Source organism: Planococcus halocryophilus (genome assembly GCF_001687585.2).
Lineage (GTDB): Bacteria > Bacillota > Bacilli > Bacillales_A > Planococcaceae > Planococcus > Planococcus halocryophilus.
Genome location: NZ_CP016537.2, coordinates 3,076,117 through 3,090,893, shown reverse-complemented (window position 1 = coordinate 3,090,893; position 14,777 = coordinate 3,076,117). Strand labels below are relative to the sequence as shown.

Genomic DNA, 14,777 nt, shown 5'->3' with positions numbered 1-14,777 from the left:
TTACACTCCTACCTTGGCTTACCTATTTCGATAGGCAGAGCGGGTAGGGAGAGGGCTAATTTAATAGAAGGTTATGACTATGTTTAATTGGATGGATCGGTTTTTCGGTCTTCAGGAAAATGACACGACAGTTAAGCGTGAAATGACAGCGGGCTTAATCGGCTTTTTTACGGTGGTCTATATTATAGCCGTCAATGCGCTGATTTTGTCGGAAGCAGGCATGCCGCTTGAAGCAGCAATTGTTGCGACGATTGTGGCGGCGGTTTTTGGCTGTTTGCTCATGGGCTTTTGGGGCAATGCGCCGATTTTGTTAGTGCCAGGTATGGGCATTAATGCGCTATTTTCTTACACGATGGTCCAGTCAATGGGCTTGTCTTGGCAAGAAGCGTTAGCGGTTGTATTTGTTTCCGGTGTTATTTTTGTAGCGGTTGCCTTTACGCGTTTTGCAAAGATGCTGAGCGCTGCAGTGCCGCATTCGCTGAAAGAAGCCATTACTGTCGGACTGGGCTTGTTCTTAATGCTGATCGGTCTGGAAAAAGGCGGCATTGTTGAGCGTGGCACGAGTTCGATTTTGGCACTCGGTTCGCTTGCTGATGCGCATGTATTGGCGACAGTTCTGACGGTGATAATTGCGGTAGTTTTGTTTATCCGCAATGTGCCAGGGAACTTCCTGATTACCATTGTCGTTGGAACCATCATTGCTGCATTTTTCGGACTCATCGATTTTGGCAGCATGAACGAGTCTTCGATCAATGCGACAGAAGCGTTTGCAGTATTTGGCGCTTTGTCTTTTGGCAATATCTTGTCCACAACATTTTGGGTGGCGGTATTTTCACTGACAATGGTGTTGGTGTTTGAAAACATTGGACTGGTTCATGGGCAAGTGGCGTTTATCGAGCGTCCTGAGAAATTCAGTCGTGCTTTCCAGGCAACATCTGTGTCTGCGATGGCGTCTGGAATTTTCGGTACGAGTCCAACTGTCGCCACAGTTGAAAGTGCTGCAGGCATGACAGCTGGCGGTCGGACGGGATTAACGTCGATTACGGCAGGACTGTTATTTCTCATTGCTTCGTTTTTCATTCCGGTCATTAAACTGATTCCAGATAGTGCAATTGCGCCCATTTTGATCATCATCGGATTTTTGATGCTTCAAAACATTAAAAACCTTGATATGAAGGATATGAGCGAAAGCTTTCCGGCCTTGCTGATTGTGGCGTTAATACCGTTTACGTACAGCATTGCCGATGGAATCGCGATTGGTTTTATTATGTACCCGATTTTAAAAATTGCTGTCGGCAGAGGACGCGAAGTATCTCCGACACTCTATGTCATTGCTAGTTTGTTCTTAGCGAATTTCATTTTTCATTATTTAGGATAATTAATACACAGTAACGCACTTGCTGAGCAAGTGCGTTTTTTTCTGCAGCAGTGTACAATAAAGACAAGAAGATTCAAAAGGAGCGGATACAGATGAAATACAACAAATCCAAAATGGAGCAATTGGTCAGTGATCATCCGGAATTGAAAAAACGGTTGAAAGTGCTGAAGGATGAGATGGAGCTTGAAAAAGGCTTTGCGTTAAAAGCGCTTTATCACTCAGAAGTCACAGACAACGGACCTTACCAAAAAGATTACCAAGATCTTGACTGGCAATAAAAAACGATGCAAAAACGCCCTCAATCACTAAATTGAGGGCGTTTTGTATAAGATTAAAAATTTTGCTCTTTTAGCCATTGTTGCCAAACTTTTATATCAGTGCCAAGGCACCAACGATTGCCTTCATATTGCTTACAATCGATACCTTGACCACCAAGAATAAATTGCATTTCTGGCTTTGCTTTCGATAAAGCACCCATATAACGATTGGCGACTTCCATCAGTTTAGGAGAAGCAATAGACATACACATCAGGTTGAAATTGTGTTTAACGACCATTTCTTCTAATCCTTCAAGAGGTGTATCGGGTCCGATATAAACAACAGAAAATCCGTTTTCTCGCAAGAACAAAGTAAACAGAAGCAAGCCTAATTGATGCTGCTCACCACTCGGGCTCAGCGCCATCACTTTTGGCAAGTTTGGCGAGGTCGGGAAAATACGAAAAAACTGATTAAAGCGTTGCTGAACAATATGCGTAATCATGTGTTCGTGAGCGACGCTGATGATTCCATCTTCCCAAGCTTTGCCAATACGAATCATCAACGGTGCAATGATTGAAAAAAAGACAGTTTGGTGATGGAATAAAGAAAAGTGCAAATCCAATAAATAATTAAAGCGTTCAGTATCCATTTCGGCAGCCGCTTGAAAAAGCTGATTTATTTGTTCATTGTATTCCGAGTTATCATTTTGAGAAAACTCTTCTTTAGGTGCAATGAATTGATGACGCGAAGCATGTAATTTTTTTACGGCTTCACTGATTTTCATGCCGTTGTCTTGTACTTGTATTTTAAGCCATTTCAAATCTTCCAGATTTTGATCCGAATACAAGCGATGTCCAGATTCTGTTCTTGCAGGAGTAATCGCATTGTAACGCGTTTCCCACGAACGAATTGTCACTTTCGGCATATCTAAGATTTTGGCAGCTGCTTTAATGTTATACATAGCATTACCTTCATTCTATAGATTTATAGTTCATGTTGTACAAATATTATACAACGTATAAATCGACTCGTAAAGCTAGAGCCGAGCGCTAAGCTTCCGAAAATAAAAATTTATTTTAACTATCTAAAAAACGGGTTCTCCTGAGAGAACCCGTAACTAACCAATAGTAGATGCTTTTACAGCACGCGAACGTTGCCAAACGACTGTAATTGAAAGTGTCAGTAGCAACATCATAAGACCTAAAATGAACGGGAAGACGATATTGATATCGTATAAAATACCCGCAAGTAAAGGACCTGCTACATTGCCAATACTCATATAGGCGTTGTTCATACCCATCGCAAATCCAACTTCGCCTTCAGCCATTTTTGAGATTAACGTATTCAAAACAGGGCGCAAAATAGAAGTGGCTAAGAAAATCACAAGCGAAACAGCAAAGAACATCGCATAACTTCCGGCAAAAAGAGATAACAAGAAACCAAACGCCGCCACTCCAAGAAATGTAACAAGAATAGCAACTTCGCCGTAACGGCGAACGATGCGGTCAACAACAAACAATTGCACAATCACGCTAACAATTCCGGTTGCGGTAATCATAAAGGCGATATCTTTCGCAGTGGAATTGAATTGATTGTCTAAATAGAGTCCAACTACGGATTCGTACGCCAGTAACCCAAAGCTCATGACGAGCGTAATAATCAACGGAATAAAATAAGGCATCTTCGTAGAGCGTCCGATTTTGGTGAACATGGATTCTTCATCGGTTAACTTAGCGGCAAGTGCCGGATTGGCATCAGTCGCATCATATTCTTTTAACCATAAGACAGAGAAAATAACAGCGGCCAAAGAGACGAGTGCTGAAACGAGAAAAGGCAGCTTTAACGAGTAATCTGCTAAAAACCCGCCAATGCCTGGTCCGACAACAATGCCAAGAGACATCGAGGCAGAAACAAGACTCGTACCTTTTGCACGTTGGTTAAAAGTCGTGATGTCTGCGATATAAGCAAAAATGGCAGGAATTAGCATCGCCGCTCCGATTCCACCAATAACACGAGAGAAATACAAGGTCCAAATAGAGTTGGAAGCATAGAACACGAACATGGAGACGGTTAAGCCGAGTAACCCATAAATAATCATTTTTCGGCGACCGTATTGATCTGCCCATTTACCGGCAATCGGCGAAAAAAGAAATTGGGAAGCGGCGAAAATAGCAATCATTAAGCCAGCCGCCATGCCGCCTTGATTAATGGATACAAGATAGGAAGGCATAATCGGTATGACAATGCCAAAGCTTGCGACCGCGATGAACATATTAATCATCAAAATAAAAATCTTCTTCTTTTGGTCTGGCGACATCGCAGGTAGCCTCTTTTCTTCTATATAAAATTATACGAATTTATTTTCTACAACTTTTCTATAATATTTCAGCTGTAAAACAATTGTCAATAGAAGAGACTTGATATTTTTCCCATTCAAAATGGGAATGAAGGAACCTCCGTTTTTATTGCAAGAAATAAGTGTTAGCTTAAGGGTTTTACGTATTATATTGTTGCAGGAATGTGAAGAAATAGGGACAGAAACTGCTCTGTTGGAGTCTAGCTAGTCTTGAGAATTAACTCAATAAGATATAATTAATATATAGGCTAACAAAAACTCAAGCCTCCGAAAGGTGATAAGGATGGACAATAAACTTCATCGTATTAAAGTCACGGAATTACAGGACCGAGTTGTATCTGCTGATGAAGCAGCCTCTTGGATCGAGGACGGAATGACCCTTGGATTAAGTGGATTCACGCGTGCAGGAGATGCTAAAGCAATCCCTTATGCATTGGTTCGCCGTGCCGAAAAAGAACAGTTTAAAGTAAATGTTTTTACGGGAGCTTCTTTAGGCTCAGACGTTGATAAATTAATGGCAGAAGCAGGCATTGTTCACAAACGACTGCCATTTCAGGCAGATCCAGCAATGCGTAGAAAAATAAACAATGGGGACATCATGTTTGTTGATCACCATTTGTCTCAGACGGCTGAATGGATTCGAGCGGGAGTTATCGAACCAATCGATTTTGCTGTTATTGAAGCATTGGAGATTACAGAAGACGGCATGATTATTCCCACCACTTCAGTTGGGAACTCGTCGGTTTTTGTAAAGCATGCGAAAAACGTCATTATTGAAATCAATCTTTCACAACCTGAGCTATTTAGAGGGGTGCATGATATTTATGAACCTGGCAAGCAAGGACAACGCTCACCAATTCCGTTAACACGTGTTCACGACCGTATTGGAACAATCGGTATACCAGTTGACCTAGAAAAGGTAAGAGGTATTGTTTTTACTGACCAGCCCGATTCGCCATCAACGATTTTACAGTCTGATGAGGAAACGGAAATGATGGCCGGTCATTTGTTGGATTTCTTGCGGACAGAAGTAGCTTCAGGAAGGTTGACTAACCAGCTTGCTCCTTTACAGTCAGGTATCGGTTCAGTAGCGAATGCGGTTCTTCACGGTTTGGTCGATTCGGAGTTTCACGATATGGAAGTATATTCGGAAGTGCTTCAAGATGCCGTTTTTGATTTGATTGATGCAGGGAAAGTGAAGTTCGCTTCGGCTTCTTCTATTACCTTATCAAAAGAAAAAATGGCACAAGTATTTGGGGATTTTGAAAAATATCAAGACAAAATTCTTTTACGGCCACAAGAAATTACCAATCACCCCGGAATTATTCGCCGACTTGGGTTAATTTCGATTAATACTGCGTTAGAGTTTGATATTTACGGCAATGTGAATTCGACGCATGTATCTGGTACTAGAATGATGAACGGTATCGGTGGGTCCGGAGACTTTGCGCGTAACGCCCGCTTATCAATCTTTGTAACGAAATCGATTGCTAAAGAAGGCAGCATCTCAAGTGTAGTGCCATTTGTTACGCATGTCGATCATACGGAGCATGATGTGGATATTGTGGTGACCGAGCAAGGATATGCAGATTTGCGTGGACTGGCCCCGCGTGAGCGAGTGCCTGTCATTATTGAAAATTGTGTCCACCCGATGTACCGAGAACAAATGCGTGCTTATTATGCCGAAGCTTTATTGCGTGGAGGACAAACACCGCATGTTCTCGAAAAAGCATTTTCATGGCATTCCAATTTAGCAACTAACGGCAGCATGTTGTTATCAGAGTAACTGTTGAAACCAGCCTTTTACGGGCTGGTTTTTTTAAATAGAAGAAAAGATTTTCATGTATAATCGAAACAGGGATTCGAAACGGGAGGGTTAAGATGAAAAGCTTTACACTAGGTTCGCTATTAGACGTCATGGGAGAATTGTTTTCTGATGAAATTTCAATAGCTGTAACAAATACTAAAGAGTACATATATTATCGTCCAAGTAAACGAGTAGATTTGAAAATCAAATCTGGAGACCCAGTCAAGCCAGGAACTATTGCTCACAAAGCATTACAGGCCAATCAAAAAACGTCTGAGTTTATCAATCGAGAACTTTTTGGCGTACCTTATCACGGGATGGCGGTGCCATTTGAACACGAAGGTGAACTTCAAGGTTGTGTCATGGCCATTTATCCAGCATTTACAGAAGGGAAATCGGTGGTAACGGTGAAAAGTCCGGATGGCTGGAAACCGATTCCGTTTACAGAAGTGAAATATTTGGAAGTAAAAGACCGCAAAACCCATGTGTATGCAGAAGGGTATTCCGGCACAAATAAAAACTCACTTCAAGAATTTGAATTCTTGCTACCACGCGAATCATTTATCCGTTGTCATCGATCGTTTATCGTCAATGTGCATCATATAAAAGAAATTTACCCAGATACACATTCAACATTCATGCTAGCAATGGACAACGGCGTAAAAATCCCCGTCAGCCAGTCCTATTCAAGCTACTTCAGAAAACTTCTAGGGTTCTAGAGAAAAGCGAAAGCAGCCATGTAGCTCCGACTAGCGCTGGAAGCCTTTCAGGTAATGGCGGTTTATGCCATTGCAGGAAAGGCTGAAGCGACTCGAGGAGCTGGCTGCTGTAGCTAGACAAAACGAAAAGCGGAAACAACCGGTTAGCTCCGACAGGCATAAGACGGTCTGGTGAAGTGGCGTATTTCCAGCCACACAGCCAGACCGACTTATGACCCGAGGAGCTGGTTGTTGGAGCTAGACAACAAGAAAAGCGAAAGCAGCCATGTAGCTCCGACAAAAAACTGCCACAAAGAAAAATAATAAAAGTGCCTGTCCATTTTTACGGACAGGCACTTTTATGTTTGTTGTGAAAAATATGCTGCTTAAAGCATTTGATTTACTGCTTTGTAGCATTAAACGCTTTTCCGCGCTGTAAAAATCGGTGATGCAAAAGAATAAGTTAAAATTATCTAATAATTAAGTGTTAATAGATAATGCAAACATTACACCCTTTTTAGAAGCTATGCGATTTCAAATTGAGCACACGCTTATGAAAACGCTTTATTTAATGGGACGAACGATCAAAACTAATAGTGAAAGAGAGTGATACGAGTGGAAAAGAAATTTGACCGTATTAAAGCAAAACAATTACAAGAACGAGTAGTAACTCCGCAACAAGCAGCATCATGGATACAGGACGGGATGACGCTAGGACTAAGCGGATTTACGCGAGCAGGAGACGTGAAAGCGGTTCCTTTAGCGCTAGTTAAGCGCGCAGCAAATGAAAGCTTCAAAGTAAATGTCTTTACAGGAGCTTCTTTAGGTTCTGATATTGATCGCCTTTTTGCAGAAGCAGGTATTGTGAACAAACGGTTACCTTTCCAAGCAGAACCGACCATGCGCAAAAAAATCAATGAAGGTGACATGTTGTTTGTCGATCATCATTTATCGCATACGGCAGAATGGATTCGTACAGGAGTGACAGAGACGATTGATTTTGCCATTGTGGAAGCTTTGTCGATTACAGAAGACGGCATGATTATTCCGACAACTTCTGTTGGAAACTCTGCTGTGTTTGCCAAGCACGCAAAAAACATCATTGTGGAAATCAATACGGCACAGCCGGAATTGTTTGAAGGCATTCATGATATTTATGATACAGGAAAACAAGGTGATCGATTACCGATTCCGTTGACAGCAGTTGATCAACGCATCGGGACACAAGGTATTCCAGTCGACATGGAAAAAATCCGTGGCATTGTTTTCACTGAACAATTGGATTCACCATCAACTATCGTGCCACCTGATGAAGAAACAAAAATTATGGCGGATCATTTACTAGAATTTTTACGTTCAGAAGTTCGTGCAGGGCGCTTAACAAAGAAATTGGCTCCATTGCAATCAGGTATTGGATCGGTCGCTAATGCCGTTTTGCACGGCATGATTGATTCTGAATTCGAAGATTTAGAAGTCTACTCAGAAGTATTACAGGATGCTGTTTTTGATTTAATGGATGCCGGAAAAGTAAGCTTTGCATCTTGTTGTTCGATTACGTTATCCGAACCAAAAATGCAACAAGTCTACGGCGAATTTGAAAACTATCGCAACAAAATTGTGATGCGTCCTCAAGAAATTTCTAATCATCCAGAAATTATTCGTCGACTCGGTTTAATAGCGATCAATACGGCACTAGAATTTGATATGTATGGGAACGTAAACTCAACTCATGTATCCGGTACAAAAATGATGAATGGCATCGGTGGTTCAGGTGACTTTGCTCGAAATTCGCGCTTGGCGATTTTTGTCACGAAATCAATTGCCAAAGGCGGCAACATCTCAAGCGTCGTGCCGTTTGTTTCTCACGTAGATCACACAGAACACGATGTGGATGTAGTAGTAACAGAGCAAGGCTATGCAGATCTTCGTGGACTTGCACCGCGTGAACGTGTAGAAGTAATTTTGGCTAACTGTGTACACCCGACGTACCGCGCTCAACTTCGTGAGTATTACGATGAAGCACTAACACGCGGCGGACAAACACCACACGTACTAGAAAAAGCTTTCTCGTGGCATACTGACCTAGCGAAAAACGGCACCATGCTACAGAAAAAAGAGCAATTAGTATAAAGAAAAGCGGAGGCTCCCGTGTAGATTCGACGGGCATAAGACGCTCTAGCGAAGTGGCGTGTTTTCAGCCGCACAGCTAGAGTGGCTTATGACCCTAGAATCTGGGAGTCGGAGCTAGACAAAAAGAAAAGCAGAAGCGCCCGTGTAGCTCTGACGGGCATAAGACGGACCGACGAAGTGGCGTTCTTTGCCGCACAGTCGGGTTGGCTTATGACCCGAAGAGCTTTGCGCTAGAGCTAGACAAAAAGAAAAGCGGAGGCTCCCGTGTAGCTCAATTCATTTATAATCCACTAAAACCAGGTTTGCTAAAAGCGCCTGGTTTTTCTCATTTTTATCGGTTTAAATAGGAAATTGAGCTCAAAGAGTTCATTTCTTTTTACCCAAGCTATTTCTTAAGCCCCTGATATGACACGGTTTTTTTATCAGATTTTTCTGTCTAAACAAAAATAGTTGTTGTCAAGCGTTATTTTTAGTATTATAATAAGCAATTGTGAAATTTGAAATGAGGGTTCTAAAATGAAAAATTCCATCTATGGAATAACGATAGACCAGTTAAAAGAATGGTTTTTAGAAAACGGCCAGAAAAAGTACCGTGCGGAGCAGGTATGGGATTGGTTGTATATTAAACGTGTCACTGAATTTGCGGAAATGAACAATCTTTCGAAAGAGTGTATTCAATTGCTTGAAGACAACTTTGCGATTCGTACGTTAAAAGAAACGGTTAAACAAGAATCTGCAGACGGTACTATCAAGTTCCTTTTCAAAATGCAAGACGGCAACTTGATCGAAACGGTATTGATGCGCTTTAAATACGGAAATTCTGTTTGTGTAACAACACAAGTTGGTTGCAACATTGGCTGTAGTTTCTGTGCCAGCGGACTATTGAAAAAGAGCCGCGATTTAAATGCGGGCGAAATTGTTGAGCAAATTATGCAAGTACAAGCGCATTTTGATGCACAACAAAAAGACGAGCGTGTAAGTCATATCGTAGTTATGGGTATCGGTGAACCATTTGATAACTATAACAATTTGATGGGCTTCTTAAATGTCGTCAACTCTCAAAAAGGCTTGGCTATTGGAGCTCGTCACATTACGGTTTCTACTAGTGGGATTGTGCCGAAAATTTACGATTATGCAGACGAAGGCTTGCAAGTAAACCTTGCAATTTCAATTCATGCGCCAACAAATGAATTGCGTACGCGTATCATGAAAATCAACAAAGCATATCCAATCGAGAAGCTAATGGCTTCTATCGATTATTACTTGGAAAAATCGAATCGTCGTATCACGTTTGAATACATTTTATTGCGTGATGTGAATGACCACGTTGAAGAAGCAAATCAATTAGCGAAATTGCTAGAAGACAAGCGTCACTTGTCATACGTGAACTTGATTCCGTACAACTCTGTTGATGAGCACGATCAATATCAACAAAGTACACCGGAAGCAATCAGTGCGTTTTACGATGCATTGAAGAAAAAAGGCATTAACTGTGGCGTACGTCACGAGCAAGGTGCTGACATTGATGCTGCTTGTGGTCAATTACGAAGCAAACAAATCAAAAAAGATAAAAAAGAAGTAACAGTTTAATAAACAACATTATTCCTGAGTTTCAGGAATCTTAGACCACAAACAACTCGAGTTGTTTGTGGTCTTTTTTGTTTGAAAAATGATTCGTGATAAATAAGGCTCTCTTAAAAATTCGAAAAAAGTATAAGTCTTCTTTTGTCTAATTTATGAAACTTATTAAGCGCTAAGAACGTATTCATCTTTATGGAATGAGTTATTCAACCTTAAGTTAACAAAAGGGAGTGAGGTATTGAAGAAAATTCTGTGCATAGGAATTTTGCTTGGCATAATCGTTTTAGCTGGCTGTAACGATGTTTCAACATACGATGATAATGAAGTAGCAGCTACTGTAAACGGTCATGAGATTACGATAGGTGATTTGCGCTTTTTATATCCTGATGATACAGCATTAGATTATCTAGATTCGGTAATAGTAACAGAATTGATCAAACAAGAAGTACAGGAAATGAATCTTGATATTTCTCCTCATGTAATGGTTAAAGAAAATCAGGATGATTTTGAAATACTTCCTTCTGAAAATACAAAAGATGATGGCAGTAAGCAAGTTCGTAAGTATGCCATCGCTCAAGCGAACAAATTAGATATGACACCTGAAGAGTTTCAAAAACAATACGCTAAAAAAATTATTGAACAAAATACTTATATCAATACGTATCTTGAGGAGAAACTAGGGGAAGGAGACATTAATGATGTAAAGTGGATGGAGGAATTTGGAGAAGAATACACTAATTTAGTAGAAAAACTGGTAGAAGAAAACGGAAAAGAAATAGAAGTGTTAATCGATTAATATCTAGTAGAATTGAGTAGAGTAGACTAGAGATAAAAATCTAGTTTTGTATCTTTTATCAGTAAGAAGAATTTTATAAAGACTATAGTATTCTCAGAAACTATGATATAGTGATTTCGAAAACATAAATAAAAACACCACTAGGGGAGCCGGATATCGGCTGAGACGAGCATAAGCTCGGACCCTTTGAACCTGATCTGGATCATACCAGCGGAGGGAAGTGGCGGACCGTCTGCTATTTTCTTATCGACTGCATACGCCGCTTCCCTTTATTGGGGAGCGGCGTTTTTATTTTGTGTAAATGAACACAGAAAAGGGAGATGGAGAAATGACTTTTTGTAAAGAAGTAAGAAAAGAATGTGACCACCTATGGCAGGCGAGTTTTGAGCATCCCTTTGTTAAAGGAATTGAAGATGGGACATTGCCGGTCGATATATTCCGTTTTTATGTCATGCAAGACGCTTATTATTTATCTCATTTCGCAAAAATACAGGCAATTGGTGCGTCTAAAGCAAAAGATTTGGAAACGACTCAACGCTTTGCGATTCATGCCGCACATACAAGTACTGCCGAATTATCTCTACATCAATCATTTATGAAAATATTAGAAGTGACAGAGGAAGATTGGGCAGCATTCGAGCCTTCTCCTACAGCGTACGCATATGTCTCTCATATGTATCACGCATCTGCCGGAGAATTAGCAGATGTATTAGCTGCTATTTTACCTTGTTATTGGTTGTATTATGAAATCGGCGAACGTTTAAAAAATGCAGAGCCTAACCATCCGATTTACGACCGTTGGATTGAAACATACGGTTCCGAAGAATTTGGGGAGCTTGTTTACGAACAAATCGCACGGATGAATCAGTTAACAGAAGAGTTGCCAGAAGCGCGACGCAATGAACTAAAAGACCATTTCCAAAAAAGTAGTTATTACGAATTAAACTTTTGGGATCAAGCGTGGAGAAAAGAATCATGGTCTATAGAGACGATTGAAAAAGTAGGTGTCTAATATGTTGCAGTTAATAAAAGAAAAAAATCCACTGGTTCATTGCATCACCAATCATGTGGTATCAAATTTTCAAGCGAATGGTCTTTTAGCCATTGGCGCGTCGCCAATTATGGGAGAAGCTCCTGAAGAAGCAGCAGAACTTGCCGAATTATCTCAAGCCTTGTCTTTAAATATCGGAACTTTGCATGCTGAATCGCTAAAAAGCATGTTGATTGCTGGAAAAAAAGCCAATCAATTAGGGATTCCAGTCGTACTAGATCCTGTGGGAGCAGGTGCAAGTGACTTTCGTCTAAAGGCTGTTTACGAAATTTTAGAAACAGTACACGTTAACGTTCTTCGTTGCAACGCAGGAGAGCTTGCGGCAATAGCTGGGGAACAGTGGGAGTCAAAAGGCGTTGACGCCGGAGAAGGCTTCCTAGACGTTAAACAGCTTGCTGTGACCACTTCAAAAAAATTAGGATTACTAGTAGCAGTCACAGGGCCAGTAGATATCGTGACAGACGGGGAATCCGTTATGGAAATCCGTTATGGAGACCCACTGATGGCTACTATCACAGGGACTGGTTGTTTATTGAGTAGCGTGGTAGCTGCGGGTCTTGCTGTATCCACTAAAAAACCGGTAGAAATCGTTCGTGATGTTTTATGCTTTTACGCAATTGCAGGTGAACAAGCTCGTCAAGAAACCCAATTGCCTGGGGACTTTCAGCAAGCTTTTATGAATCAATTATACAGCTTGACGGAAAGGGAAGTAAGCGAGCGAATTTCTTTGCAGGAGGAGACGGTATGAAAAAAACGCCACAAACTTTGACTATAGCAGGTTCAGATTCAGGAGGAGGGGCGGGCATCCAAGCCGATTTAAAAACGTTTCAAGAGCTAGGTGTTTACGGGACTTCTGTAATCACTGCGGTCACAGCCCAAAACACAACAGGTGTGAATGCCATTTATCCGATGTCGGTCCAAGCGATTCAAACACAATTAGAGGCAGTAGGCGACGATTTTGACATTAGCGCTTTGAAAACAGGCATGCTATTCAATCCTGAAATTATTCAAGAAACAGCTAAGGCAATCCAGCAATATGGGTGGAAAAATCTAGTCGTAGATCCGGTTATGATTGCTAAAGGCGGAGCGAATTTATTGCAACCAGAAGCTGTAGAAGCATTAAAAACCCATTTATTGCCTTTAGCATTTTTAGTCACACCGAACATTCCAGAAGCAGAAGCTTTAACCGGCATTTCTATTACGGATGTTTTTAGCCGCCGCCGTGCAGCAGAGCGGGTTTTATCATTAGGAGCGCAAGCGGTTGTCATTAAAGGTGGACATGGAACAGACCCAGAGTATGCCGAGGATTATTTTTTACATTTGAATGGTGAATCGGCAGTATTCCGTGCCGCTCGCATTGCGACAAACCAAACACATGGCACGGGCTGTACATTCGCAGCGGCAGTAACGGCCCAGCTCGCTAAAGGTCGGGAACTGAAAGAAGCGATTTTGACGGCGAAGGAGTTTATCCAAGCGGCGCTCAGTGACCCACTGAATATTGGCAAAGGTCATGGGCCTACAAATCACGGAGCTTACCAAATGAGAAGACACGAAAAGACGGAGGTAAATAAAATTGAGGTTTTCCAATAAACCCGCTATTTACTTTGTAATGGGTTCTCAAAATTCAGCGGCAAAAGACCCTTTGAGTACATTAGAGGAAGCGCTGGAAGGAGGTATCACACATTTTCAGTTGCGTGAAAAAGGAAAAGGAGCTTTAACAGGTACAGCATTACGAGATTTTGCGTTGCGTTGTCAACAATTATGTCAAAGCTACTCAGTTCCATTTATCATTAATGATGACATCGAATTAGCATGGAATATCGGGGCTGATGGTGTTCATGTAGGTCAAGATGACGAAACAGCTTCTCAAGTACGTCAACTGATTGGAGACAATAAAGTATTAGGTGTTTCTGTTCATTCTGTAGATGAAGCAAGGCTAGCTATTCAAGACGGCGCTGATTATGTGGGAATGGGTCCGGTTTTTGGTACGACTTCTAAAACTGATGCGAAAAAGCCTGCGGGGGTCGAAGAAATCATAGCAGTCAAACGCGAATTTCCCCAATTGCCAATTGTGGGCATTGGAGGGATTACACCAGAAAACGCTAATCAAGTGTGGAAGGCTGGTGTATCAGGTCTTGCAGTTATTTCGGCAATAGCGAATGCGATCGATATTGCCAAACAAGTAGAGGCTTTTCAACTATCTTGTAAAGAAGGGATTGGAAGATGAACACGAAAAAACTAATCTTAATGGCTATGTTTGTTGCGATAGGAGTGGCAGGTTCTGCTTTTGTTTATTTTCCTGCGGGTATTGCCCGCGCGTATCCAATACAACACGCAGTCAATGTGATGGCGGCAGTTCTCTTTGGACCAGGTCCTGCGGTATTAATTGCCTTTTTGACCGGAACCGTTCGAGTGTTGACTGGCACAGGTTCACTATTAGCTTTTCCAGGTGGCATGATTGGTGCACTTTTGGCAGGCATTATGTATGCCAAGTTCGGTAAAGTTTGGTTCGCTGCAATAGGTGAAGTAGTAGGGACAGGTATCATCGCTTCTTTAATAGCAGTCCCTTACGCTCGACTTTTATTAGGCACAGAAGTTGGAGCTTTGTTTTTTATCCCTCCTTTTTTCATCTCTAGCTTAACTGGCTCCATATTAGGTATGGTATTGGTCGTGCGATTGCGCAAAGTCAATACATTGGAAGTATGGAAATAGGGATCAGGAT

At 41.5% G+C, this 14,777-nt stretch carries 14 protein-coding genes and 1 riboswitch; of the genes, 12 read left to right on the top strand and 2 right to left on the bottom strand.

Features of this window, described 5'->3' with window-relative positions:
• Positions 1-79 precede the first annotated feature (79 nt).
• Both BBI08_RS15290 and BBI08_RS15285 read left to right on the top strand, forming a co-directional pair.
• Positions 80-1,378, top strand: a complete 1,299-nt coding sequence (locus BBI08_RS15290) for an NCS2 family permease (protein ID WP_008498282.1) — start codon at positions 80-82, stop codon at positions 1,376-1,378.
• A gap of 92 nt (positions 1,379-1,470) precedes the next feature.
• On the top strand, positions 1,471-1,656 hold the full coding sequence (locus BBI08_RS15285) for a hypothetical protein (protein WP_008498283.1): 186 nt from the start codon (positions 1,471-1,473) through the stop codon (positions 1,654-1,656).
• Positions 1,657-1,709: 53 nt separating this feature from the next.
• Here the strand turns inward: BBI08_RS15285 and BBI08_RS15280 are convergent, their stop codons facing one another.
• Positions 1,710-2,597 (bottom strand): MerR family transcriptional regulator, encoded by an 888-nt coding sequence (locus BBI08_RS15280; protein WP_065528300.1) that lies wholly within the window; start codon positions 2,595-2,597, stop codon positions 1,710-1,712.
• A 156-nt stretch (positions 2,598-2,753) separates the two neighbouring features.
• On the bottom strand, positions 2,754-3,953 hold the full coding sequence (locus BBI08_RS15275) for an MFS transporter (RefSeq protein ID WP_008498284.1): 1,200 nt from the start codon (positions 3,951-3,953) through the stop codon (positions 2,754-2,756).
• A gap of 322 nt (positions 3,954-4,275) precedes the next feature.
• On the opposite strand from BBI08_RS15275, the gene BBI08_RS15270 reads away from it, so the two are divergent.
• From BBI08_RS15270 to thiW, 10 genes are all read left to right on the top strand, one after another.
• Positions 4,276-5,778, top strand: a complete 1,503-nt coding sequence (locus BBI08_RS15270) for a succinyl-CoA:acetate CoA-transferase ScpC (RefSeq protein WP_065528299.1) — start codon at positions 4,276-4,278, stop codon at positions 5,776-5,778.
• A 95-nt stretch (positions 5,779-5,873) separates the two neighbouring features.
• Positions 5,874-6,518 carry a LytTR family DNA-binding domain-containing protein gene (locus tag BBI08_RS15265; RefSeq protein WP_008498285.1) on the top strand — a complete coding sequence of 215 codons (645 nt, stop codon included), beginning with the start codon at positions 5,874-5,876 and terminating at the stop codon, positions 6,516-6,518.
• A gap of 594 nt (positions 6,519-7,112) precedes the next feature.
• Complete coding sequence (locus BBI08_RS15260) at positions 7,113-8,627, top strand: succinyl-CoA:acetate CoA-transferase ScpC (RefSeq protein ID WP_008498286.1); 1,515 nt, start codon at positions 7,113-7,115, stop codon at positions 8,625-8,627.
• Between the two features lie 516 nt (positions 8,628-9,143).
• Positions 9,144-10,217 carry a dual-specificity RNA methyltransferase RlmN gene (gene rlmN / locus BBI08_RS15255; protein ID WP_008498288.1) on the top strand — a complete coding sequence of 358 codons (1,074 nt, stop codon included), beginning with the start codon at positions 9,144-9,146 and terminating at the stop codon, positions 10,215-10,217.
• 229 nt (positions 10,218-10,446) lie between these two features.
• On the top strand, positions 10,447-11,004 hold the full coding sequence (locus BBI08_RS15250) for a SurA N-terminal domain-containing protein (protein ID WP_008498289.1): 558 nt from the start codon (positions 10,447-10,449) through the stop codon (positions 11,002-11,004).
• 132 nt (positions 11,005-11,136) lie between these two features.
• A riboswitch (TPP riboswitch) is annotated at positions 11,137-11,240 on the top strand.
• A 92-nt stretch (positions 11,241-11,332) separates the two neighbouring features.
• Positions 11,333-12,016, top strand: a complete 684-nt coding sequence (gene tenA / locus BBI08_RS15245; protein WP_040851003.1) for a thiaminase II — start codon at positions 11,333-11,335, stop codon at positions 12,014-12,016.
• A gap of 1 nt (position 12,017) precedes the next feature.
• Positions 12,018-12,803, top strand: a complete 786-nt coding sequence (gene thiM, locus BBI08_RS15240; RefSeq protein ID WP_065528298.1) for a hydroxyethylthiazole kinase — start codon at positions 12,018-12,020, stop codon at positions 12,801-12,803.
• Complete coding sequence (thiD, locus tag BBI08_RS15235; protein WP_008498291.1) at positions 12,800-13,645, top strand: bifunctional hydroxymethylpyrimidine kinase/phosphomethylpyrimidine kinase; 846 nt, start codon at positions 12,800-12,802, stop codon at positions 13,643-13,645. Before thiM ends, thiD begins: the two co-directional genes overlap by 4 nt.
• A gap of 19 nt (positions 13,646-13,664) precedes the next feature.
• Entirely contained in the window at positions 13,665-14,282 is a 618-nt protein-coding gene (gene thiE / locus BBI08_RS15230) for a thiamine phosphate synthase (RefSeq protein ID WP_051041699.1), read from the top strand.
• Complete coding sequence (gene thiW / locus BBI08_RS15225) at positions 14,279-14,767, top strand: energy coupling factor transporter S component ThiW (RefSeq protein WP_008498293.1); 489 nt, start codon at positions 14,279-14,281, stop codon at positions 14,765-14,767. Before thiE ends, thiW begins: the two co-directional genes overlap by 4 nt.
• The last annotated feature ends 10 nt before the right edge of the window (positions 14,768-14,777 follow it).

Coding starts and splice junctions, on each gene's coding strand:
- BBI08_RS15280 (WP_065528300.1), bottom strand. CDS start 2,597: ATGTATAACATTAAAGCAGCTGCCAAAATCTTAGATATGCCGAAAGTG.
- thiW (WP_008498293.1), top strand. CDS start 14,279: ATGAACACGAAAAAACTAATCTTAATGGCTATGTTTGTTGCGATAGGA.
- BBI08_RS15290 (WP_008498282.1), top strand. CDS start 80: ATGTTTAATTGGATGGATCGGTTTTTCGGTCTTCAGGAAAATGACACG.
- thiD (WP_008498291.1), top strand. CDS start 12,800: ATGAAAAAAACGCCACAAACTTTGACTATAGCAGGTTCAGATTCAGGA.
- thiM (WP_065528298.1), top strand. CDS start 12,018: ATGTTGCAGTTAATAAAAGAAAAAAATCCACTGGTTCATTGCATCACC.
- rlmN (WP_008498288.1), top strand. CDS start 9,144: ATGAAAAATTCCATCTATGGAATAACGATAGACCAGTTAAAAGAATGG.
- tenA (WP_040851003.1), top strand. CDS start 11,333: ATGACTTTTTGTAAAGAAGTAAGAAAAGAATGTGACCACCTATGGCAG.
- thiE (WP_051041699.1), top strand. CDS start 13,665: ATGGGTTCTCAAAATTCAGCGGCAAAAGACCCTTTGAGTACATTAGAG.
- BBI08_RS15275 (WP_008498284.1), bottom strand. CDS start 3,953: ATGTCGCCAGACCAAAAGAAGAAGATTTTTATTTTGATGATTAATATG.
- BBI08_RS15285 (WP_008498283.1), top strand. CDS start 1,471: ATGAAATACAACAAATCCAAAATGGAGCAATTGGTCAGTGATCATCCG.
- BBI08_RS15265 (WP_008498285.1), top strand. CDS start 5,874: ATGAAAAGCTTTACACTAGGTTCGCTATTAGACGTCATGGGAGAATTG.
- BBI08_RS15270 (WP_065528299.1), top strand. CDS start 4,276: ATGGACAATAAACTTCATCGTATTAAAGTCACGGAATTACAGGACCGA.